General features: G+C 70.3%; 18 protein-coding genes and 1 pseudogene. 5 read left to right on the top strand and 14 right to left on the bottom strand.

The window, feature by feature from the left end; genetic code table 11:
- Window positions 1-216: 216 nt before the first annotated feature.
- The 3 genes from ACFWP7_RS22660 to bldG form a co-directional block, all read right to left on the bottom strand.
- Complete coding sequence (locus ACFWP7_RS22660; protein WP_384383669.1) at window positions 217-2622, bottom strand: sodium-translocating pyrophosphatase; 2406 nt, start codon at window positions 2620-2622, stop codon at window positions 217-219.
- A gap of 316 nt (window positions 2623-2938) precedes the next feature.
- On the bottom strand, window positions 2939-3376 hold the full coding sequence (locus ACFWP7_RS22655) for an ATP-binding protein (RefSeq protein WP_365429731.1): 438 nt from the start codon (window positions 3374-3376) through the stop codon (window positions 2939-2941).
- A gap of 127 nt (window positions 3377-3503) precedes the next feature.
- Window positions 3504-3857, bottom strand: coding sequence for an anti-sigma factor antagonist BldG (gene bldG / locus ACFWP7_RS22650; protein WP_266457251.1), 354 nt, complete (start codon window positions 3855-3857; stop codon window positions 3504-3506).
- Between the two features lie 80 nt (window positions 3858-3937).
- On the opposite strand from bldG, the gene ACFWP7_RS22645 reads away from it, so the two are divergent.
- Both ACFWP7_RS22645 and ACFWP7_RS22640 read left to right on the top strand, forming a co-directional pair.
- Entirely contained in the window at window positions 3938-6391 is a 2454-nt protein-coding gene (locus ACFWP7_RS22645; RefSeq protein WP_384383664.1) for a DEAD/DEAH box helicase, read from the top strand.
- A gap of 183 nt (window positions 6392-6574) precedes the next feature.
- Window positions 6575-7048, top strand: a pseudogene (locus tag ACFWP7_RS22640) (FAD-dependent monooxygenase); the annotation flags it as partial.
- Window positions 7049-7122: 74 nt separating this feature from the next.
- Here ACFWP7_RS22640 and ACFWP7_RS22635 read toward each other — a convergent pair.
- From ACFWP7_RS22635 to ssd, 7 genes are all read right to left on the bottom strand, one after another.
- Window positions 7123-7557, bottom strand: coding sequence for an Rv3654c family TadE-like protein (locus ACFWP7_RS22635; RefSeq protein WP_384383705.1), 435 nt, complete (start codon window positions 7555-7557; stop codon window positions 7123-7125).
- Between the two features lie 95 nt (window positions 7558-7652).
- The gene (locus tag ACFWP7_RS22630) at window positions 7653-8099 is read right to left on the bottom strand and encodes a TadE family type IV pilus minor pilin (protein WP_384383661.1); all 447 of its coding nucleotides are present in this window, start codon (window positions 8097-8099) and stop codon (window positions 7653-7655) included.
- Window positions 8086-8295 carry a DUF4244 domain-containing protein gene (locus ACFWP7_RS22625; RefSeq protein WP_384383658.1) on the bottom strand — a complete coding sequence of 70 codons (210 nt, stop codon included), beginning with the start codon at window positions 8293-8295 and terminating at the stop codon, window positions 8086-8088. Before ACFWP7_RS22625 ends, ACFWP7_RS22630 begins: the two co-directional genes overlap by 14 nt.
- Before the next feature lie 110 nt (window positions 8296-8405).
- Window positions 8406-9188, bottom strand: a complete 783-nt coding sequence (locus ACFWP7_RS22620; protein WP_384383655.1) for a type II secretion system F family protein — start codon at window positions 9186-9188, stop codon at window positions 8406-8408.
- Window positions 9185-10060, bottom strand: a complete 876-nt coding sequence (locus ACFWP7_RS22615; RefSeq protein WP_384383652.1) for a type II secretion system F family protein — start codon at window positions 10058-10060, stop codon at window positions 9185-9187. Before ACFWP7_RS22615 ends, ACFWP7_RS22620 begins: the two co-directional genes overlap by 4 nt.
- A gap of 48 nt (window positions 10061-10108) precedes the next feature.
- Window positions 10109-11317 (bottom strand): TadA family conjugal transfer-associated ATPase, encoded by a 1209-nt coding sequence (locus ACFWP7_RS22610; RefSeq protein ID WP_384383649.1) that lies wholly within the window; start codon window positions 11315-11317, stop codon window positions 10109-10111.
- Entirely contained in the window at window positions 11314-12408 is a 1095-nt protein-coding gene (gene ssd / locus ACFWP7_RS22605; protein WP_384383646.1) for a septum site-determining protein Ssd, read from the bottom strand. The genes ACFWP7_RS22610 and ssd overlap by 4 nt, the downstream gene beginning before the upstream one ends.
- A 577-nt stretch (window positions 12409-12985) precedes the next feature.
- On the opposite strand from ssd, the gene ACFWP7_RS22600 reads away from it, so the two are divergent.
- Window positions 12986-13819, top strand: coding sequence for an HAD family hydrolase (locus tag ACFWP7_RS22600; RefSeq protein ID WP_384383643.1), 834 nt, complete (start codon window positions 12986-12988; stop codon window positions 13817-13819).
- Between the two features lie 438 nt (window positions 13820-14257).
- Here ACFWP7_RS22600 and ACFWP7_RS22595 read toward each other — a convergent pair whose 3' ends face one another.
- Window positions 14258-15082 (bottom strand): oxidoreductase, encoded by an 825-nt coding sequence (locus ACFWP7_RS22595; protein ID WP_384383640.1) that lies wholly within the window; start codon window positions 15080-15082, stop codon window positions 14258-14260.
- 101 nt (window positions 15083-15183) lie between these two features.
- Here ACFWP7_RS22595 and ACFWP7_RS22590 point away from each other — a divergent pair, with 101 nt between their 5' ends.
- Window positions 15184-16164, top strand: coding sequence for an ATP-binding protein (locus tag ACFWP7_RS22590; RefSeq protein WP_384383637.1), 981 nt, complete (start codon window positions 15184-15186; stop codon window positions 16162-16164).
- A 60-nt stretch (window positions 16165-16224) separates the two neighbouring features.
- On the opposite strand, the gene ACFWP7_RS22585 is transcribed toward ACFWP7_RS22590, so the two are convergent.
- Entirely contained in the window at window positions 16225-17496 is a 1272-nt protein-coding gene (locus ACFWP7_RS22585) for a hypothetical protein (protein WP_384383634.1), read from the bottom strand.
- A gap of 338 nt (window positions 17497-17834) precedes the next feature.
- Here ACFWP7_RS22585 and ACFWP7_RS22580 point away from each other — a divergent pair, with 338 nt between their 5' ends.
- Window positions 17835-20231 carry a bifunctional SulP family inorganic anion transporter/carbonic anhydrase gene (locus tag ACFWP7_RS22580; protein ID WP_384383631.1) on the top strand — a complete coding sequence of 799 codons (2397 nt, stop codon included), beginning with the start codon at window positions 17835-17837 and terminating at the stop codon, window positions 20229-20231.
- Between the two features lie 187 nt (window positions 20232-20418).
- Here ACFWP7_RS22580 and ACFWP7_RS22575 read toward each other — a convergent pair whose 3' ends face one another.
- Window positions 20419-21612, bottom strand: a complete 1194-nt coding sequence (locus ACFWP7_RS22575) for a peptidase M23 (RefSeq protein WP_384383628.1) — start codon at window positions 21610-21612, stop codon at window positions 20419-20421.
- Window positions 21613-21614: 2 nt separating this feature from the next.
- A complete protein-coding gene (locus ACFWP7_RS22570) occupies window positions 21615-22436 on the bottom strand; it encodes a hypothetical protein (protein ID WP_384383625.1) in 822 nt (273 codons plus the stop codon).
- Window positions 22437-22582 lie beyond the last annotated feature (146 nt).

Below are 22582 nucleotides of genomic sequence, written 5' to 3'. Positions count from 1 at the left end.
GCACGTCGAATGTCGGCTTGAATACCTTTTGAAGCCATTTGCACCAAGCGAGAGAAGGCTCACGGAGAAGGTGTGAACACACCCAAGGCGGACGGACGGCACGTGTGTACGCGCCATCCGCCCGCCCCTTGTGCGGAACCCATGGGAACCCTTTGGAACCCTGACCAGGTGTGAGGCCAGGCGCCACCGGACTCCCCAGAAACCACTACGACACCACTACGACACCACTGCGGGGTCAGCCGGCTTGGTCACCCTTTCCGCGTCGCCTTCGTCACCAACGGCGATCCCGCGCCGCTTGGAGATGTACACCGCGCCGATGATGACAAGGAAAGAGAGCACCGCGATCAGCACCCGCACACCCACGCTCTTGTCGTCGCCGTACGAGAACTTGACGACCGCGGGCGCGATGAGCAGCGCCACCAGGTTCATCACCTTCAGCAGCGGGTTGATCGCGGGTCCCGCGGTGTCCTTGAACGGGTCGCCGACCGTGTCGCCGATCACCGTCGCGGCATGGGCCTCGCTGCCCTTGCCGCCGTGGTGACCGTCCTCGACGAGCTTCTTCGCGTTGTCCCAGGCACCGCCCGAGTTCGCGAGGAAGACCGCCATCAGCGTGCCGGTGCCGATCGCTCCCGCCAGGAACGAGCCGAGCGCGCCGACGCCGAGCGTGAACCCGATCGCGATCGGCGTGAGTACGGCGAGCAGACCGGGCGTGGCCAGTTCGCGCAGCGCGTCCTTGGTGCAGATGTCGACGACGCGCCCGTACTCGGGTTTCTCGGTGTAGTCCATGATCCCGGGGTGCTCGCGGAACTGCCGCCGCACCTCGTAGACCACGGCCCCTGCGGACCGCGAGACCGCGTTGATCGCCAGCCCCGAAAAGAGGAAGACGACCGCGGCGCCCGCGATGAGACCCACCAGGTTGTTGGGCTGGGAGATGTCCATCATCAGGTTCATCGGCGCGCCCGGTCCCGAGACCTTCTCGCCCACTTCGTTCGCGGCCGTGAGGATCGCGTCGCGGTAGGAGCCGAAGAGCGCCGAGGCCGCGAGTACGGCGGTGGCGATGGCGATGCCCTTGGTGATGGCCTTGGTGGTGTTGCCCACGGCGTCCAGGTCGGTGAGCACCTGGGCGCCCGCGCCCTCGACGTCACCGGACATCTCGGCGATGCCCTGCGCGTTGTCGGAGACGGGCCCGAAGGTGTCCATCGCCACGATCACGCCGACCGTGGTGAGCAGACCGGTGCCGGCCAGCGCCACGGCGAAGAGCGCCAGCATGATCGACGTACCGCCGAGCAGGAAGGCCCCGTACACGCCGAGGCCGATCAGCAGGGCGGTGTAGACGGCCGACTCGAGGCCGATGGAGATACCGGCGAGGACGACGGTGGCCGCACCGGTGAGCGAGCTCTTGCCGATGTCCCGCACGGGACGGCGGGTTGTCTCGGTGAAGTAGCCGGTGAGCTGCTGGATCAGCGCGGCCATGACGATGCCGATCGCGACGGCGATGACCGCGAGGATCCGCGGGTCGCCGTCCTTGCCCGAGATCGCGACGTCCGTGACGCCGTCGAGGTCGGCGTACTTCCCCGGGAGGTAGACGTACACGGCCACGGCCACCAGCACGAGCGAGATCACCGCGGAGATGAAGAACCCGCGGTTGATCGCGGACATGCCGCTGCGGTCGGAGCGCCGGGGCGCCACCGCGAAGATGCCGACCATCGCGGTGAGTACGCCGATCGCGGGCACGATCAGCGGGAACGCGAGCCCGGCGTCGCCGAACGCCGCCTTGCCGAGGATCAGCGCGGCGACCAGCGTCACGGCGTACGACTCGAAGAGGTCCGCGGCCATACCGGCACAGTCGCCGACGTTGTCGCCCACATTGTCGGCGATGGTCGCGGCATTGCGCGGATCGTCCTCCGGAATGCCCTTCTCGACCTTGCCCACCAGGTCGGCGCCGACGTCGGCGGCCTTGGTGAAGATGCCGCCGCCGACGCGCATGAACATCGCGATCAGCGCGGCACCGAGGCCGAAGCCCTCCAGGACCTTCGGCGCGTCGGCCGCGTACACCAGCACCACACAGGAGGCGCCCAGCAGGCCGAGCCCCACCGTGAACATGCCGACGACGCCGCCCGTGCGGAAAGCGATCTTCATGGCTTTGTGCGAGACGGCGGTGAGATCCTTTTCGGGCTCACCCTCCGCCGGAGTCGCTTCCCTTGCCGCGGCGGCCACGCGGACATTGCTCCGTACGGCGAGCCACATACCGATATAACCGGTGGTCGCCGAGAACGCCGCGCCGATCAAGAAGAAGATCGACCGTCCGGCACGCTGATTCCAGTCGTCCGCAGGAAGCAGCATGAGCAGGAAGAACACCACGGCGGCGAATACCGCGAGGGTGCGCATCTGCCGTCCCAGGTAGGCATTCGCGCCCTCCTGGATCGCCTTTGCGATCTCCTTCATGCTGTCGGTGCCCTCGCCCGCCGCGAGCACCTGGCGTACCAGGACCCCGGCGACCACGAGCGCCGCGAGCGCGACGACCCCGATGACCATCACGATGAGACGGTTGTCGTCGGTCAGTACTGCGGCTGCGAAGGTTGTGGACTGGTCAAACTTCTGAGGGGTAGAAAGCCCCGCCATTCGTCCTCCTTGACGCTTGGACCGAGCTCAAGATGTGGACGGATTGTAGGTACCGGAACCTGATCAAAACAGTGGGCGGTAAACGGAATTAGTCTGCACATGCTCTTCAGCAAATGATCGCCCGGTGTCCACGGGCCCCAAATGAGCTAATGCCCCAAAACCGTTGACGCTTGATCAAATAATCGCGCGATTGATCGTGAATCAATTCACGAAAGGCGCGTGAGGGGACGACAGGAGTACCGGGCATGCGAAAGGGCCCTGCTCAGCAGGGCCCTTTTGCTTACTTGAGCACGTACGAGGGGCTACGGGGAGGTGCTCAGGGAGCGAGCGTGGCCGGCGGCGTGGTCGGCCAGCTCATCCTGATCAGTCCGCCGTTCTCCCCGGCGGTGACCTCGACGTCGTCGACGAGGCCGCTGATGACAGCGAGCCCCATCTCGTCCTCCTCGGTCTCCGCGTCGGAGTCGCCGTGGGATGCGCCGGGCACCGACTCACCGGGAGCCGTACGCGGCGCTTCGTCGCCGACCTCGATGGAGAACTGCTTCTCCTCCTCGATCAGCAACACCCGCACCGGCGCCGAGATGCCGCTGCTCTGGTGCAGCCCGACGGCACGGGTGCAGGCTTCACCGACGGCGAGTCTGACCTCGTCGAGTACGGCCTCGTCCACTCCGGCCCTGCGCGCCACCGCTGCCGCCACCAGTCGGGCGGTCCTGACGTGCTCGGGCAGCGCGCTGAAGCGGAGCTCAACGGTGGCCATGCATCCCCCTCAGCTACGGGCGTGCTGTCGGAGGGGCGGGCCACCGAGGCCCGGTCCCCCCTCTGTTGCTTCTGCAGTCATGGGCGCGCGACTTCTGCCGTCCTCCGGCTCGCGGCCCGTGGACGGGTCAGTCGGTGGCGTTCACCGCTTCCTCCACCGAGGTGTGGATCGGGAACACCTTGGTGAGGCCGGTGATGCGGAAGATCTTCAGAATGCGCTCCTGGTTGCAGACCAGACGCAGCGAGCCCTCGTGGGCACGCACCCGCTTCAGGCCGCCCACCAGGACGCCGAGCCCGGTGGAGTCGAGGAAGTCCACGCCCTCCATGTCGACGACGAGGTGGAAACTGCCGTCGTTCACCAGCTCGACCAGCTGCTCGCGCAGCTTGGGCGCGGTATATACATCGATTTCGCCACCGACCTCGACGACCGTACGGTCGCCGTTAGGGCCGGACACACTGCGAGTCGACAGAGACAGGTCCACGAATCCTCCAGCACCTTGCTATCGAGCGGTCGCCCCACGGGACACCTCGGCGGAGCCCCCGGGACGGTTCGCCAGCCGCGATGGCATTCAATCACTTACCGGCAGGCGTGCACGACGCCTTGGCTCCATTGTCCGTCATGCCGGTGACACACTCGATGCCGATGGCCAAGAATCACCGATCCGATCGACCCTCGACGGACACCGCTTCCCGCCCCTCGCCGAGCACGGTCCTGGACCGTCTCGCCTCGGGGCCGAGCCGGGCTTCGCGCATCACTCATACGGAGCACTTGCCCCCTCGTGCGGGCCGCCATGCCGTCTGGCCCGACCGGATCCGCTCGGAGGTCATCGCCGCGGTGCAGGCCGCGGGTATCGAACACCCCTGGTCCCACCAGGCACTGGCCGCCGAACATGCCTTGGACGGCGAGTCGGTGGTCGTCGCCACGGGCACGGCCTCCGGCAAGTCCCTGGCGTATCTCGTACCGGTCCTATCCGCCCTCCTGGACGGCTCCGAGGCCCCGAACGGCCGCGGCGCGACCGCCCTCTACCTCGCCCCGACCAAGGCCCTCGCCGCAGATCAGCGCCGATCTGTGAAGGAACTTTCACAACCGCTGGGGAATGCCGTACGCCCGGCCGCCTACGACGGGGACACGCCCTTCGAGGAACGCGAGTGGGTGCGCCAGTACGCCAACTACGTCCTGACCAACCCCGACATGCTGCACCGCGGCATATTGCCCTCCCACCCCCGCTGGTCCTCCTTCCTCCGCGCCCTGCGCTATGTCGTCATCGACGAGTGCCACACCTACCGCGGTGTCTTCGGCTCCCATGTCGCCCAGGTCCTGCGCCGCCTACGCCGTCTGTGCGCCCACTACGGCGCCTCTCCCGTCTTCCTGCTGGCCTCCGCGACCGCCGCCGAGCCCTCGGTCGCCGCACGCCGCCTGACCGGCCTCCCGGTGGTCGAGGTCGCCGACGACGCCTCCCCACGCGGCGAGCTGGTCTTCGCCCTCTGGGAACCCCCTCTCACCGAGCTGCACGGCGAGAAGGGCGCCCCCGTCCGCCGTAGTGCCACCGCCGAGACCGCCGACCTCCTCACCGATCTCACCCTCCAGGGCATGCGCTCGATCGCTTTCGTACGTTCCCGCCGCGGCGCCGAGCTGATCGCGGTGATCGCCCAGGAACGCCTCGCCGAGATCGACCGCTCACTGGCCCGGCGTGTGGCCGCCTACCGCGGCGGCTACCTCCCGGAGGAACGCCGCGCCCTCGAACGCGCCCTCCACTCCGGCGAACTCCTCGGCCTCGCCGCCACCACCGCCCTTGAACTCGGCATCGACATCTCCGGCCTCGACGCAGTCGTCATCGCGGGCTACCCGGGCACCCGGGCCTCCCTGTGGCAGCAGGCGGGCCGCGCCGGGCGCTCCGGGCAGGGTGCGCTGGCGATCCTCGTCGCCCGCGACGACCCGCTCGACACCTTCCTGGTCCACCATCCCGAGGCACTCTTCGACCAACCGGTGGAATCCACCGTCCTCGACCCCGACAACCCGTACGTCCTCGCCCCGCACCTGTGCGCGGCCGCCGCCGAAATCCCGCTCACGGACGACGACCTGAAGCTCTTCGGCCCTGCGGCGCCCGGACTGCTCCCCCAACTGGAGGCCGCCAAGCTGCTGCGCCGCCGGACCAAGGCCTGGCACTGGACGCGCCGGGAGCGGGCCGCCGACCTGACCGACATCCGGGGAGAGGGCGGCACGCCCATACAGATCGTCGAGGCCGGAACGGGCCGGCTGCTCGGCACGGTCGACGCCGGCGCCTCGCACACGACGGTCCACGAGGGCGCGGTCCACCTGCACCAGGGCCGCACCTACCTGGTGCGCAAGCTGGACCTGGAGGACTCCGTCGCGCTGGTCGAGGAGGCCAACCCGCCGTATTCGACGGTCGCCCGGGACACCACCGCCATCTCCGTCCTGGAGACAGACGTCGAAGTCCCCTGGGGCCAGGGCCGGTTGTGCTTCGGCTCCGTCGAAGTCACCAACCAGGTCGTCTCCTTCCTGCGTCGACGTGTCATCACCGGCGAGGTCCTGGGCGAGACGAAGCTCGACCTCCCCCCTCGTACGCTCCGTACCCGAGCCGTGTGGTGGACGGTCACCGAGGACCAGCTGGACGCGGCCCGGATCAACCCGGAGATCCTCGGCGGCGCCCTGCACGCGGCCGAACACGCCTCCATCGGCATGCTGCCGCTCTTCGCCACCTGCGACCGCTGGGACATCGGCGGCGTCTCCGTCCCGCTGCACCCGGACACCCTGCTGCCCACGGTCTTCGTGTACGACGGCCACCCGGGCGGCGCGGGCTTCGCGGAGCGTGCCTTCCACACCGCCCGCGCCTGGCTCACGGCCACCCGCGAGGCCATCGCCTCCTGCGAATGCGACGCCGGCTGCCCGTCCTGCATCCAGTCCCCCAAGTGCGGCAACGGCAACGACCCCCTGCACAAACGGGGCGCCGTGCGACTGCTCACGGAACTACTGCGGGAGGCACCGGAGGCCTAAGTCTTCCGTCCGGGGAGGTTGTGGACGGCGACAGCGCCCGGGGCCTGTCCGGCCTGGCGATCTCTTTGCCGTTCCGGCCGGGCATTCAGGTGATTCCGGTACGATCACCGATTTTGAGCTACTTAGTATCTGGTTCCGTGACAGACGGGAAGAGTCGGCGGCGACCGGTCGACCACGTGACCGATGTGGTCGTCCTCGGGTCCGGGTCGGCCGGGCTCGTGCTCGTGCTCGTGCTCGTGCTCGGCAACATTCTGGTGGACCGGGGGATCGACTGCATCGTCCTGGAACGGGCCGAGCGCACGCATGTGCAGACGCGGGCACGTGCCGGGTTCCTGGCGGCCAAACACCGTACGGATCCTGGAACGGCACGGTCTCGCCGAGGGGCTGCGCCGGCACGGGCAGCTCCACAGCACCTGCGAGTTCCGTACCGAGGACGGCCGGTTCCGGCTGGCCTACAGCGGGCTCGGGCAGGGGAAGCGGCACACCGTCTATCCCCAACAGGATCTGGTGACCGACCTGTTGACGCGGTTCCTGGAACGTGGCGGGCAGATTCGTTTCGGCATCGAGGCCGTGACCGTGCGCGACGCCGACAGCGGGCGGCCCGAGGTGACCGTGCGCGACACCGACGGGCGGCCGGACCGGTGGCGGGCGCGGTTCGTGGCCGGCTGCGACGGACGGCACGGCGTCGCCCGGCGTTCACTGCCGCCCGACGCGGTCCGCCACCACCGCGATCACGGCGTGACCCATCCCGCAGACCCCGCAGCCGGCATGGGTCCCGCTGATCCCATCTGCCCTGTAGATCCGACCGGCCCCGCAGGCCCCGCCCTCGACCTGACCTCCGCCGCGAACGGCCCCCGCCCCGACGCCGCCGTGACGTCCGAAATCTCGCCGCCGAGCGTGCACCGGACGAGGCGTGCGTGCTGGGCCCGTGCCACTCGGTCCGCCTCGCCGCAGGCGGCCGTTGCGCCGTCCATCCAGTGGTCCGCCGCCGCGAGCGCAGCCAAGTCGGCCGCTCCCGCCGCCCGGTGACGGACGAGGACGACCTGCCCCATGGCCAGCACCACCCCGAACACCACGCACAGCACGGCGATCACCCCGACCGACCAGACGGTCGCCGACCCTCTGTCCGACCCAGCCGGTATGCCGGACCTGTGCGATGCGGCCAACCTGCCTGCCGTGCCCGACGGGTGGAACCACCTGACGCGCCCGCCCCGCCAACTCTCCTGGGGCCGCCCCAGCGCCGCGGGCAGGCCATCTCCCGTCATCCTCCGCTCACCCCCACCGTCTCCTCCGCCAGAGCCACCGCCTCGTCGCTCAGCTCCAGAGTCAGCCCGTCGGGACCAGGGGCGCTCGCCGTGACCGTCACCCGGACCAGGTCCCCCTCCCGGCTCATCTCGACCCGCGCGCCCCGCGGTGCCGCGCGGCGCGTCGTCGTCAGGACCGCGTCGGGCGAGTCCTGGCGGGCCGCCGCGCGGGCGCCCGCCCTCGCCGCGTCCTGACACTGGATCTGCGCGGAGGCGGCCAGCAGGGCCCACACCAGCGACATCGCGACGAGCACCAACGCGGGCAGCACCACGGCGGCCTCGGCGGTCACGAATCCCCGGTCCCGGCAGCGGAGCGGCCCGCGGACTACCCTTCCGGCCGGAGCCGGCCCCCTCACCACCGACGCAATCCGCTCCGCCTCCGCCCGCCGTTCACATCTGGACATTGAGCGCCCGTTCCACGATCCCCTGCAGCTCCGCGCTGACCTGGCCACTCGTCAGCACCTTGTAGAGCGCGGCCGCGAAGGCGACCGCCGCGATGATCCCCACCGCGTACTCGGAGGTGACCATTCCCGCGTCCCTCCGCACCAGCCCAAGGAGCCCTGCCCGCATCCGCACCTGTACTCGCACTGCCTTGCCCATCTCAACCCCCGTAAGGTCCATGCCCATTGATCACTTGCCGTTGCTCACTTGCCGTTGCTCACTTGCCGTTCACCGAACACCGTGGCCGGTGGCCGGTCACCCGTCACCCGTCACCCACCGCCACCTCCCAACAGCCCGTCCGCCAGCCCGATCACCACAGGCAGCACGCCGATGGCGAGGAACGCGGGCAGAAAGCACAACCCGACCGGCGCGGTGACCATGACGGCCGCCCGGCGTGCCCGTGCCGTGGCGGTGCGCCCCCACTCCGCGCGGGCCTCGGCAGCAAGGCGACCGACTGGCACGGCCGCCGGTACGCCCGACTCACCCGCGCGCTCCAGGAGCCGCGCCAGCGGCCCGGCACCCGGTATCGACGCCAACCTCCGCCACGCCGCGACCGGTTCACCCCCGAGGCGCACCTCTGCCGCACCCCGTGCGAGCCGCTCCCCCACCGGTCCCCCCAGCGCCTCGCCCACGGCCTGGGCAGCCACCACGGGGCCTGCGCCTGCCGCGATGCACGCCGCCAACAGATCAGCGGCAAGCGGGAGTTGTCGCGCCGCCTGCGCCTCGTCGTACTCCTCCGCAGGGCCAGGCCCCCGCCGCTGCCGCCACCACCAGACCCCGAAACCGGCCGCCAGACCCACCAGGCTCCCGACGAAGCCCCCGACCAGCACCCAGCCGGCACACACGGCCCCCACGACGGGCAGCCACTGCCGCCCCACACCCCCCAACTCGAAGCGCCGCGCGGTGGACGCAGCCTCCAGGGCCAGCAACACGGCCACCCTCCGACGCACCCGCCGTTCGCGACGCGCCGCCCAGAGCGACCGCGCCAGCCAGCCGAAGGCCAGCACTCCACACACGGCCACCCCCAACCTGTGGACAACTTCCGTGCTCATGCGGCCTCCGCTCCTCGTACGATCCGCAGTGCCCACCACAGCCCCACGCCCTCCAACACCCCGCCGATCAGCAGACAGGCCAAACCGGGGCCGGTATGCAGCAACACGTGCAACGGATCGGCGCCCAAGGCGGTACCGAGCAGGAGCCCCAGGACCGGCAGCCCCGCGAGCATCACCGCCGTGGACCGCGATCCGGCCAACTGAGCCCGCAGATCAGCCCTTTGGTCTCTCTCGGCTCGCAACGCCCCCTCCAGCCGGTCGAGCCCCGCGGCAAGCCCCGCGCCCCGGTCCACGGCCACTCGCCAGCACGCGGCGAGCCCCACCAGCCCGTCGGCCCCCGGCTGCCGTGCGGCGTCGGTGAGCGCGCCGGGCACATCCCCGCCGAACCGCGCCGCCGCCAGCACCACCGCCTGCGCCTCACCTAGCCCCGGCGATTCCCGCGCCGCCCGGAGCAAAGCCTCACCCGGCTGTCTCCCGGCCCGCACCTCCCCGGCGAGCGCCCCGCACAGCCCGATCACCGCATCCCCCCGCCGCTCCAGCTCCCGCCGAGCCTCCGCCGCCCGCCGCACCCTCCCGAGCAGCGGCACTCCTGCCAGCCCGAGGAGAAGCGGCACCACAGACGCGCCAACCACCGAGATCACCAGACCGGCGACCAGCGACCACCCCTCGACCCGCAACCGCCCACGCAGCCGTCGCCATCCGACGAGCGCCTTCTCCCAAGGCGGCGGACCTGCCCCCATCACTTCGCCACCCGCCATCAGCAGCCGCGTCCTGCGCGCCCCCGATTCCCACCCGCCCGTCAACCAGGCCGCCGCCCCGACACACACCATGGCCACCCCGAACGACATCCCGGACATCTCACCGACCGCCATGCCACACCCCGATCCCATCCCTACTGCTCCCACCCCGACTGCGAGTCCTCACTGCCGCCCCTCCGTCCCGTCCCGAAGCAGCCCCTGCAGCCGCTCCCACCCCCGCTCGTACACGAAGGCCTCCGCGCCCCATCGCAGCGCGGGCACCGTCACCACCAGCCCCGACGGATCCCGCTCCAGCACATGCACCTCGGCGATCCGCCGCCGCCCGGCCCGGTCGCGTACGAGATGCAGGACCACCGACAACGCCGCCGCCAACTGGCTGTGCAGCGCGGCCCGGTCGAGCCCGGCGGCCGTGCCCAGCGCCTCCAGGCGGGCCGGCACCTGCGCCGCCGCGTTCGCATGCACCGTCCCGCAGCCGCCCTCGTGGCCGGTGTTCAGCGCGGCCAGCAGGGACACGACCTCCGGCCCGCGCACCTCGCCGACGACCAGCCGGTCCGGTCTCATCCGCAAGGCCTGGCGGACCAGGTCCTGGAGTGCGACGAGCCCGACACCCTCCTGGTTTGCCGGTCGCCCCTCCAGGCGCACCACATGTGGATGGTCGGGCCGCAGCTCCGCCGAGTCCTCGGCGAGAACGATCCGCTCCCCCGGGCCGACCAGCCCCAGCAGGGCACTCAGGAGTGACGTCTTTCCGCTCCCGGTTCCGCCACTGACCAGGAACGACAACCGGGCGTCCAGCAGTGCTCTCAAGACCCTGTCCCCGCCGGGCGGTACCGTCCCGGCCGCCACCAACTCGTCGAGCGTGAAGGCGCGCGGCCGTACGACCCGCAGAGACAGACAGGTCGAACCGACGGCGACCGGCGGCAGTACCGCATGCAGGCGTGTGCCGTCAGGAAGCCGGGCGTCGACCCACGGCCGTGCGTCGTCCAGCCGTCGCCCGGCCACGGCCGCGAGGCGCTGAGCGAGCCGTCGTACCGCCGCCGCGTCCGCGAAGGAGACGGCCGTCAGCTCCAGGCCGCCGCCCCGGTCCACCCACACCCGGTCCGGCGCCGACACGAGTACGTCGGTGACGGACGGGTCGGCGAGCAGTGGTTCCAGCGGGCCGCTGCCGACCAGTTCGGAGCGCAGTTGCTCGGCGGCACCGAGGACTTCGGCGTCCCCGAGCACCCGCCCCTGCTCACGCAGCGCCTGTGCCACGCGCGCGGGGGTGGCTTCGGAGCCGCTCTCCGCGAGCCACTGCCGTACGCCGTCCAGCAGGCCCGTGCTCCCGCCGAGACCGGCGCCGCAGTCCATCCCCGTACCGGCGTCCCAGGTCATACGCCCCCGCCTTCCACCGGAACCCGCTGCCAGAAGGCGGTGCAGAACCGGGCGAGTGGCCCTCGCGCCGATCCACCAGGAGGCACACCGCCGTCCAACAGCGGTGGTTCGGCGGGCACTTCACCCGCCAGGGGCAGCCCGAGCAGCCGTGCCACCTGGCGGTCGTCGAGGCCAGGGGCGTACGGCCCGCGTACCGCGACCCGTAGATCGCGCAGGACCATGCCGACCGAGGACGCGACGCGTTTGGCCGCCGCGATGGCGCGCAGGTCGGCGGGGACCACCAGCAGCCCGAGGTCGAGTTGGGCGAGGGCCTCGGCGACGCCTTCGTCGATGCGGCGTGGCAGGTCGACCACCACCGCGCCGCCGCGCCGTCTGGCGGCGGCCAGGACTGCCCGTACAGCCTGTGGCGGAATGGCGACGGAGTCGCCGCGATCCCAGCTCAGCACCCGCAGCGCGTGCAGTTCGGGCAGGGACTCCTCCAGGGCGCCGCCGCCGACCCGGCCGCGCGAGGCGGCGAACGCCGGCCAGCGCAGGCCTTCGGCGGCCTCGCCGCCCAGGAGTACATCGAGTCCGCCACCGAGCGGATCCGCGTCCACGAGCAGGGTGCGGCGCCCCTCGCGCGCCGAGGTGACGGCGAGCGCGCAGGCCAGCGTGGACGCTCCGGCCCCGCCACGCCCGCCGAGGACGCCGACGGTGAGCGCGGGTCTGCCAACTCCTTCGGCCACGTCGGCGATGCGGTCGACCAGCCATTGCTCGCCGTCGGGCAGCATCAGGACATGATCGGCGCCGATCTCGACCGCCCGCCGCCAGACACCGGAATCGTCCTGATCCCGACCCACCAGCACCACTCCGCGTCTGCGCGCGGCGCCGCGCACCCGCCGCGCCGCGTCGTCGCCGACCAGCACGAGCGGCGCGGCCTCCCAGCTGCCTCTGCGCTCCGGCACCCCGTGATGGACCTCCGGCCTGGCACCCGCCGCCGCGCACAGGCGCAGCAGGTCGTCCAGTAGTACGGCGTCCTCCGTGACGATCAACGGTCCGCCCTGCCGCCCCTCGGCGGCGGGCGGCCGGTTGTCTGTGATGGCTCCCGCCACGATCTCCAGCCCCCTTCGCTGCTTCCTTCGCGGGGCCCTCTTCGGCCCCGCTGATTCCCGCTCGTATGGAGAACCGGCAGCCGGCCTCCATATGAACGGCCGATACGAACCGGCCAAACGCGCTCAACAAACCGAACCGGCCATGAACTTGCCGCGAGCGGAGCGCGTTGGAATCACGGTGCAGCGATCCTGGAAATCGTGTGGATCTTGGTCGATTTCTGTGGACAACTCAGGGGCTGTGAATATCGCCTTCACCCTTACCGGTGACGCCTGTACGACTTCCACAGAGCAGTCCCACAGCTACGCACGGTGACGAACCACGGGCATGCGAAAGCCCGCGGCCTCAGCCGCGGGCACAGGGTTCAAGGGCCCCGCATGGGGGGAGAAAACACATCCGGACATGCGACGACCCCCGCCGGGGGGGGAGAGCGGGGGTCGTCCCCACGGTCCGACTCGGGGGGGGGAGGAGCCAGACCGGGTTAGCACGGTCGCGAACGATCCGTGACTTCCATGGTGTACCCGAGAGACCTCTCAGGCAAACCCACGCGCCTCACCTTACGCCGAATGGTGGGCGCCTATGCTCATGCTCGTGGAAAACCACTCCTTGCCTCGCACAGCAGCCTTCTTTGATCTGGACAAGACGGTCATTGCGAAGTCGAGCACGCTCACGTTCAGCAAGTCGTTCTACCAAGGCGGCCTGATCAACCGCAGGGCCGCCTTGCGTACCGCATATGCCCAGTTCGTTTTCCTGGCCGGCGGCGCCGACCACGACCAGATGGAGCGGATGCGCAAGTACCTCTCCGCGATGTGCCGCGGCTGGAACGTCCAGCAGGTCAAGGAGATCGTCGCCGAGACCCTGCACGACCTGATCGATCCGATCATCTACGACGAGGCCGCGTCCCTCATCGAGGAGCACCACACGGCCGGACGCGACGTCGTGATCGTGTCCACGTCCGGTGCGGAGGTGGTCGAGCCGATCGGTGAACTGCTCGGCGCGGACCGCGTGGTGGCGACCCGCATGGTCGTGGGCGAGGACGGCTGCTTCACCGGAGAGGTGGAGTACTACGCCTACGGGCCCACGAAGGCCGAGGCGGTCAGGGAACTGGCCGAGTCCGAGGGATACGACCTCTCCCAGTGCTACGCCTACAGCGACTCGGCGACCGACCTGCCGATGCTGGAGTCCGTCGGCCATCCGCACGCGGTGAATCCGGACCGCGCGCTGCGCCGCGAGGCCCTCGCACGCTCCTGGCCGATTCTGGACTTCAACCGTCCGGTCCGACTGAAGCAGCGACTGCCCACACTGTCCGTACCGCCCCGTCCGGCGCTCGTGATGGCGGCCGCGATAGGAGCGGCGGCAGCCACGGCGGGGCTCGTCTGGTACGCGAACCGACGGCGTGCGACGGTGGCGTGATCGGGCCACGACTGACGTCACACATGTGAGGGCAGCACCCTCCCGCCCGTTTCCATCCTGTTTGAACCTAAAAGTAAAGAAGTGCATCCAGGGGTTCCGCTTCCTCAGGACCCGGAGTACAAAGGGGTTAACGGCCCGCGAGACCAAGGACATCCGAGAGGATCACCTTCAAACGCAACCAAGGCCCCACGGACCGAGCATGAACACCAGGTACCCACGCGACGTCGACCCGTCGATTACGGGCCAGCCGCACCAGGAAACGGGCCACAGTTCCCGGCCTGATGGGCAACATTCGAGGACGCTTGGTAACCAGGTGAACATGTCGGCGGCGGTACTAATTCTCGTACCGCCGCAACCCTGTTCAGGGAGTTTTCCGCCCTCTTAGGAGAGGGCGTTTTTCAGGCCCCGCGACCTTACGACCCCGCGACCTTACGAGTCTTACGCCGCCCCGCGCTGAAGCGCCTCGCAGACGGCCGTCGACTCCCTGGCTCCCAGCTCAACCGCCCTGCCGCAGTGGGCGATCCATGCCGCCATCCCCGCCGGGGTACCCGAGGCATAACCGTCCAATGCCGCCGCGTAGACCGCGCGGCCCAGTTCGCCGTGGCCGACCTCGGCCGGGCAGACGGACTTCGGGTCGAGGCCGCTGCCGATCAGGACGACGCGCTCGGCGGCGCGCGCGACCAGGCCGTTGTGGGAGCCGAAGGGGCGCAGGGCGAGGAGTTCGCCGTGGACCACGGCCGCCGTCACCAGGGCGGGGGCCGAGCTGCCCGCGATGATCAGCCGGGAGAGGCCTTCGAGACGGCCGGCGACCTCGTCGGCGTCCGGCAGCGGGAGCTCGATGAGCGGCTCGTCCACCGGTTCACCGTCCCGGCGCGGACGGCCGACCTCGTCGCCCTTGTCCGCGGCCGCCACCAGATGCAGCCGGGCCAGTACGCGAAGGGGCGACTGCCGCCAGATGGACAGGAGTTGGCCCGCTTCGGCGGTCAGCCGGAGAGCCGCGCCGACCGTACGGCCCTCCTGGTCCGCGCTGAAGTCGGTGCGGCGGCGCACCTCTTCGAGGCCCCAGTCGGCGCCGGACAGCGCCGCGGATCCGCGTGCACCGCGCAGCGCCGCCTCGGAGGTGATCTCGTTGCTGCGGCGGCGCATGATCCGGTGTCCGTAGACCCGGTCCACAGCCTTGCGCACGGACTCCACGGAGTCCGTCACCCCAGGCAGCGAGCCCAGGGCCGCGAGCGGATCGGCGGTCGCGTCTGTCGTACTCATGAGTACGACATTACGCACCCCTGTACCCCGCCCCACGAAGGAGTGGTCTTCTTCACGCAAGCAGTGCGCCCGGGGCGATCACCCCACTATTCTTTGTGAACATGAAAATTGCTTTCGTTGGGAAGGGCGGCAGCGGCAAGACCACGCTGTCCTCGCTCTTCATCCGCCACCTCGCCGCCTCCGGGGCGCCGGTCGTCGCGGTGGACGCCGACATCAACCAGCATCTGGGAGCAGCGCTGGGCCTCGACGAGGCGGTCGCCGCCGAGCTGCCGGCGATGGGCGAGCGGCTGCCGCTGATCAAGGAATACCTGCGCGGCAGCAACGCCCGCATCACGTCCGCCGAGACGATGATCAAGACAACCCCGCCCGGCGAGGGGTCGCGGCTGCTGCGGGTGCTCGAAGAAAATCCGGTGTACGACGCCTGTGCACGGCCGGTGGAACTCGACGGCGGCGCCATCCGTTTGATGGTCACCGGCCCGTTCACCGAGGCCGATTTGGGAGTGGCCTGCTACCACTCCAAGACCGGTGCAGTGGAGCTCTGCCTGAATCATCTCGTCGACGGCCAGAGCGAGTACATCGTCGTCGACATGACGGCGGGCTCGGACTCCTTCGCGTCCGGCATGTTCACCCGCTTCGACCTCACGTTCCTCGTCGCCGAGCCGACCCGGAAGGGAGTCTCCGTCTATCGCCAGTACAAGGAGTACGCCCGCGACTTCGGCGTCGCCCTGAAGGTCGTCGGCAACAAGGTGCAGGGCCAGGACGACATCGACTTTCTCCGCGCCGAGGTCGGTGACGACCTTCTGGTCACCGTCGGGCACTCGGACTGGGTGCGCTCCATGGAGAAGGGCCGCTCACCCCGGTTCGAGCTCCTGGAGGAAGCCAACCGCCGCTCCCTGCACACGCTGCAGAGCGCCGCCGACGCCATGTACGAACTGCGCGACTGGGAGCGCTACACGCGCCAGATGGTCCACTTCCACCTGAAGAACGCCGGAAGTTGGGGCAACGAGAGGACCGGGGCGGACCTGGCGGCGCAGGTCGACCCCGGCTTCGTACTCGGTGAGGGACTGGTGGCTACGGCTTGAGCGACGACCCGCGGGTAGCCGCTACGGCTTGAGCAACAGCCCGCAGGGGAACCGGGACCGCTACGGCTTGACCGCCGGCGCTCCGGGGACGCCCTTCGGGGCCGGGGCGGGGCGGCCCGAGAGGAGGGACGCCCAGCCCTGCTTCGGGGTCTCACCGACCTTGAGGCCACGGAGCTTGTCCAGAGCGGCCGGGTCCTGGACGTCGAGCCAGTCGGCGAGCTGCCGGAAGGAGACGCAGCGCACGTCGGACTTGGTGCAGACGCGTTCGATGACCTCGTCGATGGCGCGCATGTACGTGCCGCCGTTCCAGGACTCGAAGTGGTTGCCGATGATCAGTGGCGCGCGGTTGCCGTCGTAGGCGCGGTTGAAGCCCTTGAGGAGGCCGTCACGCATCTGGTCGCCCCAGAACTCGTGCTTGTCGGGGTCGCCCTGGGTGGTGGTGCCCGACTGGTTGACCATGAAGTTGTAGTCCATGGTCAGCTGCTCGTAGGAGTGCCCGGGGAAGGGCACGAGCTGCATCGACAGGTCCCACAGGCCCTCCTTCTTCCTGGGCCAGACCTGGTCGTTGACGCCACTGGTGTCGTAGCGGAAGCCCAGTTGGCGGGCCGCCTTCATGAAGTTCTTCTGCCCTTCCAGGCAGGGCGTGCGGGCGCCTACGAGTTCCTTGTCGTAGTCGAAGGGCAGCGGGGACGCCTTCTTCATTCCCGTGTTGGTCTTCCAGGACTTGACGAACGACTTCGCCTGGGCGATCTCGTCCTTCCAGTCCGCGACCGACCAGTCACCGACTCCGCCTTCGGTGCCGCAGAAGTGGCCGTTGAAGTGCGTGCCGATCTCGTTGCCCTCCAGCCACGCGCCGCGCAGCTGCTTCACGGTTTCCTCGATGCCCGCTTCGTCGTTGAAGCCGATCTCCGAGCTGCCCGCTGAGTGCTGCGGCGGCTTGTAGAGGTCACGCTTGTCCTCCGGCAGCATGTACACGCCGCTCAGGAAGTACGTCATCGTGGCCTTGTTGGCCTTGGAGACCTTCCGGAAGTGCGAGAAGAGCTTCTGGCTGTCCTCGCCGGCGCCGTCCCACGAGAAGACCACGAACTGCGGGGGCTTCTGCCCGGGCTTCAGCCGCTCCTGCCGTGGCAGATACGGCTGCGCGCCGGTGTAGGCGGTGGAGCCGTCGCCGATCAGGCGGACCGCGCTCTTGGGTGCCGGGGCACCCGCCGCCTTCTTCGCGCCGTGCGCGCCTGCTTTGGAACCGGTGGTGTCGAGCGCGCAACCGGCGAGCGCCGTGGCGCAGGCCGCGGCGAGTGCTACGCCCGCGGCGATCCTCTGGGTGACGGCCATCTTCCGCCCGCCTTCTTCCTTCAGTCTCGGCAACGCTGGTGAGCGTTTTCTGGGGTTCTGGTCGGCTATATGCCGACAGTGCCGTCAAGGTCGCATGAGGCCGAGATTGAATAAGTACGACAAGCCGATCAATTGCCTGCTTCACTCCAGGGGGTGAAGTAATGCCCCATTTGCCATAATTTTCCGCACGAAGCCTTTACTCTGCATTACGATCCGTTTACCGAGCGTTGAAAATCCCGCCGCTGCACGCCGTGACCCACGGCCGCGACCCGCCCTCCGCCTCCCCGGCGGAGGACCACCTGTTCCGCGACCGCGCTGCCCCGGAGGAGACGGGAACCATGACTGCCTGCGTCCCCACCCGCGCCGCCGACTCGACTCGGCCGAAGCGCATCCACCAGCCCCACAGCCCCCCGCCGACGCCGCCCCGCCGATTCCGTATCGCGGGCGCCGATCTGTCGGCCTCGATCGCGGTCTTCCTGATCGCCCTGCCCCTGTCCCTCGGCATCGCCCTCGCCACCGGCGCGCCGCTCCAGTCGGGCCTGGTGGCCGCCGCCGTCGGCGGACTCGTCGCCGGACGTCTCGGCGGCTCACCCCTCCAGGTCAGCGGGCCCGCCGCCGGGCTCACCGTCGTCACCGCCGAGCTCATCCATCTCTACGGATGGCGCACGACCTGTGCCATCACCGTCCTCGCCGGCATCACCCAACTGGGCCTGGCCCACCTGCGGGTGGCCCGTACGGCGCTCGCCGTCAGCCCCGCGATCGTGCACGGCATGCTTGCCGGCATCGGCGTGACCATCGCCGTCGCCCAGCTGCACATCGTGCTGGGCGGTACCCCGCAGAGCTCCGTCCTGGCCAACGTCCGCGCACTGCCAGACCAGTTGGCGAACGTCCATCCCGCGGCGGTGGCGATGAGCGCGCTGACCCTGGCGCTCCTCCTCGCCTGGCCACGGATTCCCGGGCGGGTGGGACGGCTGCTGCGCAGGATCCCGGCGGCGCTCGTCGCCGTCGCCGGGGCCACCGCGACCGCCTCGCTCGCCGGGCTGACCCTGCCCAAGGTCGACCTGCCGTCCTGGAGCAGCCACGCGCTGGCCGGGCTGCCCGAGGGACCGGTGCTCGGGATCGCGGCCTCCGTCCTCACCGTCACGCTCGTGTGCAGTGTGCAGTCGCTGCTCGGCGCCGTGGCCGTGGACAAGCTGGTGGCGAGGCAGCCCGAGGTGCGGCCGCGGGTGGGCCGCTCCGACCTCGACCGGGAGCTGCGCGGGCAGGGCGTCGCCAACATCGTCTCCGGCGCGCTCGGCGGACTGCCGGTCGCCGGGGTCGCCGTACGAAGTTCCGCGAATGTCCAAGCCGGCGCCGTGAGCCGGAACTCCACGATGCTGCACGGCGTTTTCGTAGTAATTGCCGCGCTGCTGATGGTCCCGATCCTGGAGCTGATCCCCCTCGCATCGCTCGCCGCCCTGGTGATGGCCGTCGGCATCCAGATGGTGTCCCTGCACCACATCCGCACGGTCACCCGCCACCGTGAGGTGCTGGTGTACGCGGTCACCACCGCCGGCGTCGTCCTCCTCGGCGTCCTGGAAGGCGTCGTCATCGGGGTCGCGGTGGGAATCGTGGTCGCCATGCACCGCCTCGCCCGCACCCGCATCACGTATGAAGAGAGGGAGGGAACCCATTACGTACACGTACGAGGGCAGTTGACGTTTCTCGCGGTGCCACGGCTCAGCCGTGCCCTGCACCAGGTGCCTCACGGAGCCGACGCGTTCGTGGAGTTGGACAGCTCCTTCATGGACCACGCGGCGTACGAGGCGTTGCAGGACTGGCAGAACTCGCACTGCGCACAGGGCGGCACGGTCGAGCTGACCGGACGGACCGGCAGCCGGATCACCGAGCCCACGGGCTCCGCCCACTGCCGCTGCCGGCCCTGGACGCCCTGGCGCAACCACCACTGCGAGACCTCCGCGAGCCCGCAGTCCGCGCCTCCGGGTGCACCAGCGGGGCCGGAGGACTCCACCGGACCCTTTGGACCCTCCGGGCCCTCCGGGGCGAGCGGTCGGAGCGGACACCAACTGGCGCGCGGGATCAGCGCGTTCCAGCGCAACACCGCGCCCCTGGTGCGGGGTGAGCTGGCGCGGCTGGCCAGGGAAGGGCAGCGGCCGGCGCAGCTGTTCCTGACCTGCGCCGACTCGCGGCTCGTCACGTCGATGATCACCTCCAGTGGCCCGGGCGACCTCTTCGTCGTACGGAACGTGGGCAATCTCGTGCCCTTGCCCGGGGAGGAGAGCGGAGACGACTCGGTGGCCGCGGCGATCGAGTACGCGGTGGACGTGCTGAAGGTGCGGTCCATCACGGTGTGCGGGCACTCCGGGTGCGGTGCGATGCAGGCCCTGATGAACGCCGAGCCGGGAGGGGCGGTGACGCCGCTCAAGCGGTGGTTGCGGCACGGACTGCCGAGCCTGGAGCGGATGGCCGCCAAGGACCGGCCGTGGGCACGACTGGCCGGGCGGGCACCCGCCGACGCGGTGGAGCAGCTCTGTCTGACCAACGTGGTGCAGCAGTTGGAGCATCTGCGGACGTACGAGTCCGTGGCGCAGGCCCTGCGGGAGGGCGCGCTCGAACTGCACGGGATGTACTTCCACGTGGGCGAGGCGCAGGCGTATCTGCTGACCGACCGCGAGGGGGCCGAGCTGTTCGAGCACGTCGGAGTGGTGGAGGAGGACCTGCGGCATCCCGCGTGACCTCCGCCGCCCGCCTCAGGTGGCTCGCCCGCCATGACACCTGACCTCGTCCGCCGCCTCAGGGATGCCCCGTCCGCAGTCCCGCAGGGCCTCACCGTGGTGGGCGGGCCCCCGGGGGGGGGGGGCGCCCCCCCGCCGCTGGAGGACTGCTCACGGGCGGCCGGCGCTCGGTGATCGCAGGAGGCGCCTATCCGGCCCGGGGGAAGACGGGCGGGGTCCAACCGATGTACTTGGCGCCCCACTTGGTTTCGAAGAGCTCGGCGTCGACGACGTCGATGTAGCCCGGCCGGAGGATGTCGTTGCTCGCGACCTTGCCGTTGCCCAGATAGACGGCGATGTGCCCCGCCCTGTGGCCGGTGTCCCAGTACATGAGGGCGCCCGCGGGGGGATGCCGGTCGCCATCGTGCTGCATGGACTTCGGCACGACGCTGTAGTGGTCGATGGCGTAGTTGACGCCGCTGACGTTCCAGCCGTAGACGATCGCGGTGAAGGCCAGGCAGCGCTGATACCAGTCGGCGGAGGAGCCCGAACCGGAGTGCTTCTTGGCCCAGGCGATCGCCTCGTCCACCGAGCGCGGGTTCTTCAGGTCCCAGGTCTGCTTGCCGTCGGTGAACTTGCCGCCCGCGCTGCCGCCGGCCCCACCGGCGCCCGGCTTCGCCACGCCGCAGCCGTTGTTCTCGCTGGTGACGGGCTTGCCGTCGTCCTCTGCGTTCGAGGAGCCGGATCCGGTGCTGGAGCCGCCGCGCTCGAGGTCGATGCCGGCGTCCTTGGCGAGCTTGCGCATCGCCGTCTCGTGTCCGGCATACAGCTCGGGGTGGGCGGACTTCTGGACCTTCTGCGCGGCCGTGCCGAGCGGCAGCTTGTCCCAGCCCTTGATGTCGACGAGTCCTTCGTTGCCGCCGCGGCCGAGCAGAAAGCTGTCGGCCGCGAAGCTCGGCGTCATGATCTGCTGCTTGGTGCCCCAGTTCATGGAGGGCCGCTGCTGGAACAGCCCCACCGAGTCGCGGTCCCCGTGATCAAGGTTCTGCATCGTGCTCTCCTGCATCGCGGTCATGAGCGCGATGAGGGTGGCGCGGCCGGGGAGCTTGGCCTTCTGGGCCTCCTTGTCGATGGTCTTGGCGTAGGAGACCTGCTGCTCGTGGAGCGTGCCGGAGGCCGTGCCGGAGCCGCCCGCGTCGGAGGAGGCGGAGGCGTCCGCGGTGCCGGGGCCGGTGTCCTCGCAGTCAGAGGCAGTCGCCTGCCCGGCGGGGAAGAACATGCCGAGCAAGATCAGCCCGATGAAGAAGACGACGAGGGCGATGGCCCCGAACTTGAGCTGCGCGCCCTTCTTGACGACGCCGGAGGCTTTCAGCGCGCCGCGCATCACATCCCGCTGGTCCACGGCTACTCCTTCAGCCCGAGGACGCGGGTGACCATCCAGTGCGAGGCGGCGTCGGCGCGCGCGACCTCGATGGTCAGGTGGCGGGTGTAGCTGTAGGGCTCGGTCGCCGTGACCGTGAGCTCGACGTCGGCCTGCAGGTAGACGCGGACCGAGGTGTCCGGGGCGGGCCGGTCCTTCGCGCTGGGCTGCCCGATGTCGACCTTGGTGGGCTTGGCCTCGGTGGCCTGCGCGGCGACCAGCTCGTTGAAGTCGCGGTCGTCGTGTGCTTTGAGGTTCTGCACCAGCGGGGCGGAGGCGTACGGCGCTGCCCGTTCGACGGCCGCCTTGTGGCTGCCGTCCTGGACCGGGCGGCGAGCGGTGTAGGCGGTGACGAACGCCTTGGCGACGGCCTCGGGCTTGTCGGCCACGGCGGGCGCGCTGGCGGCCGGCGTGGGCGAGGTGCTGGCCGGCTCCTCGGGGGCCACCACGCTCGGGCTCGCCTTCGGCTTGGCGCCATCCCCGCCGTCGTGGGGCCACAGCCAGGCGGCGCCGGCCACGGCCGCGGCCACCAGCAGGGCGATGACCGGGACGACGGCGGGGGTTGGGGTCTTCTTGCGCTCCTCGCGTATCCACTCGGTGCGCTCGTCGCGGCGGGCCGAGTGCCAGCGCCGCTTGGCCTTGCGGCGCTTACGGCCGCGCAACTCGGTGATCTCGGGCGGGAGTTCTTCCCTGCGCAGCAGCTCGCGCCATTCGGCGGGGGTCTGCGGCACCGGCGCCCGCCCGGACGTGCGGCCGGGAGAGGCGGAGGGGGACTCGGAGGTGTGAGGGTCTTTCTCGTGCGTCACAGGGGGCTCCGTACGGGCGGCGCGGGGGGATGCGGGCATGCCGAGATGGCCCCGGGGCGGGCGGCGCCGCCGACCCGGCCGGCCGCCTGCGGGCCTACCTCCGCGTCGGCGCGGCGGGCCGCGGCGGCGTCCACAATGGCGCCGAC

This window comes from Streptomyces sp. NPDC058470 (assembly GCF_042721055.1).
Taxonomy (GTDB): domain Bacteria; phylum Actinomycetota; class Actinomycetes; order Streptomycetales; family Streptomycetaceae; genus Streptomyces.
This window is presented reverse-complemented; position numbering and strand designations above follow the sequence as displayed.

What these genes read in the sequence shown, in the direction of transcription:
- ACFWP7_RS22625 (WP_384383658.1), bottom strand. Translation starts at nt 8,295, where the DNA reads ATGGGCAAGGCAGTGCGAGTACAGGTGCGGATGCGGGCAGGGCTCCTT.
- ACFWP7_RS22610 (WP_384383649.1), bottom strand. Translation starts at nt 11,317, where the DNA reads ATGACCTGGGACGCCGGTACGGGGATGGACTGCGGCGCCGGTCTCGGC.
- ACFWP7_RS22615 (WP_384383652.1), bottom strand. Translation starts at nt 10,060, where the DNA reads ATGGCGGTCGGTGAGATGTCCGGGATGTCGTTCGGGGTGGCCATGGTG.
- ACFWP7_RS22660 (WP_384383669.1), bottom strand. Translation starts at nt 2,622, where the DNA reads ATGGCGGGGCTTTCTACCCCTCAGAAGTTTGACCAGTCCACAACCTTC.
- ACFWP7_RS22600 (WP_384383643.1), top strand. Translation starts at nt 12,986, where the DNA reads ATGCTCATGCTCGTGGAAAACCACTCCTTGCCTCGCACAGCAGCCTTC.
- ACFWP7_RS22620 (WP_384383655.1), bottom strand. Translation starts at nt 9,188, where the DNA reads ATGAGCACGGAAGTTGTCCACAGGTTGGGGGTGGCCGTGTGTGGAGTG.
- ACFWP7_RS22655 (WP_365429731.1), bottom strand. Translation starts at nt 3,376, where the DNA reads ATGGCCACCGTTGAGCTCCGCTTCAGCGCGCTGCCCGAGCACGTCAGG.
- ACFWP7_RS22590 (WP_384383637.1), top strand. Translation starts at nt 15,184, where the DNA reads ATGAAAATTGCTTTCGTTGGGAAGGGCGGCAGCGGCAAGACCACGCTG.
- ACFWP7_RS22595 (WP_384383640.1), bottom strand. Translation starts at nt 15,082, where the DNA reads ATGAGTACGACAGACGCGACCGCCGATCCGCTCGCGGCCCTGGGCTCG.
- ACFWP7_RS22585 (WP_384383634.1), bottom strand. Translation starts at nt 17,496, where the DNA reads ATGGCCGTCACCCAGAGGATCGCCGCGGGCGTAGCACTCGCCGCGGCC.
- ACFWP7_RS22580 (WP_384383631.1), top strand. Translation starts at nt 17,835, where the DNA reads ATGACTGCCTGCGTCCCCACCCGCGCCGCCGACTCGACTCGGCCGAAG.
- ACFWP7_RS22645 (WP_384383664.1), top strand. Translation starts at nt 3,938, where the DNA reads ATGGCATTCAATCACTTACCGGCAGGCGTGCACGACGCCTTGGCTCCA.
- ACFWP7_RS22630 (WP_384383661.1), bottom strand. Translation starts at nt 8,099, where the DNA reads ATGTCCAGATGTGAACGGCGGGCGGAGGCGGAGCGGATTGCGTCGGTG.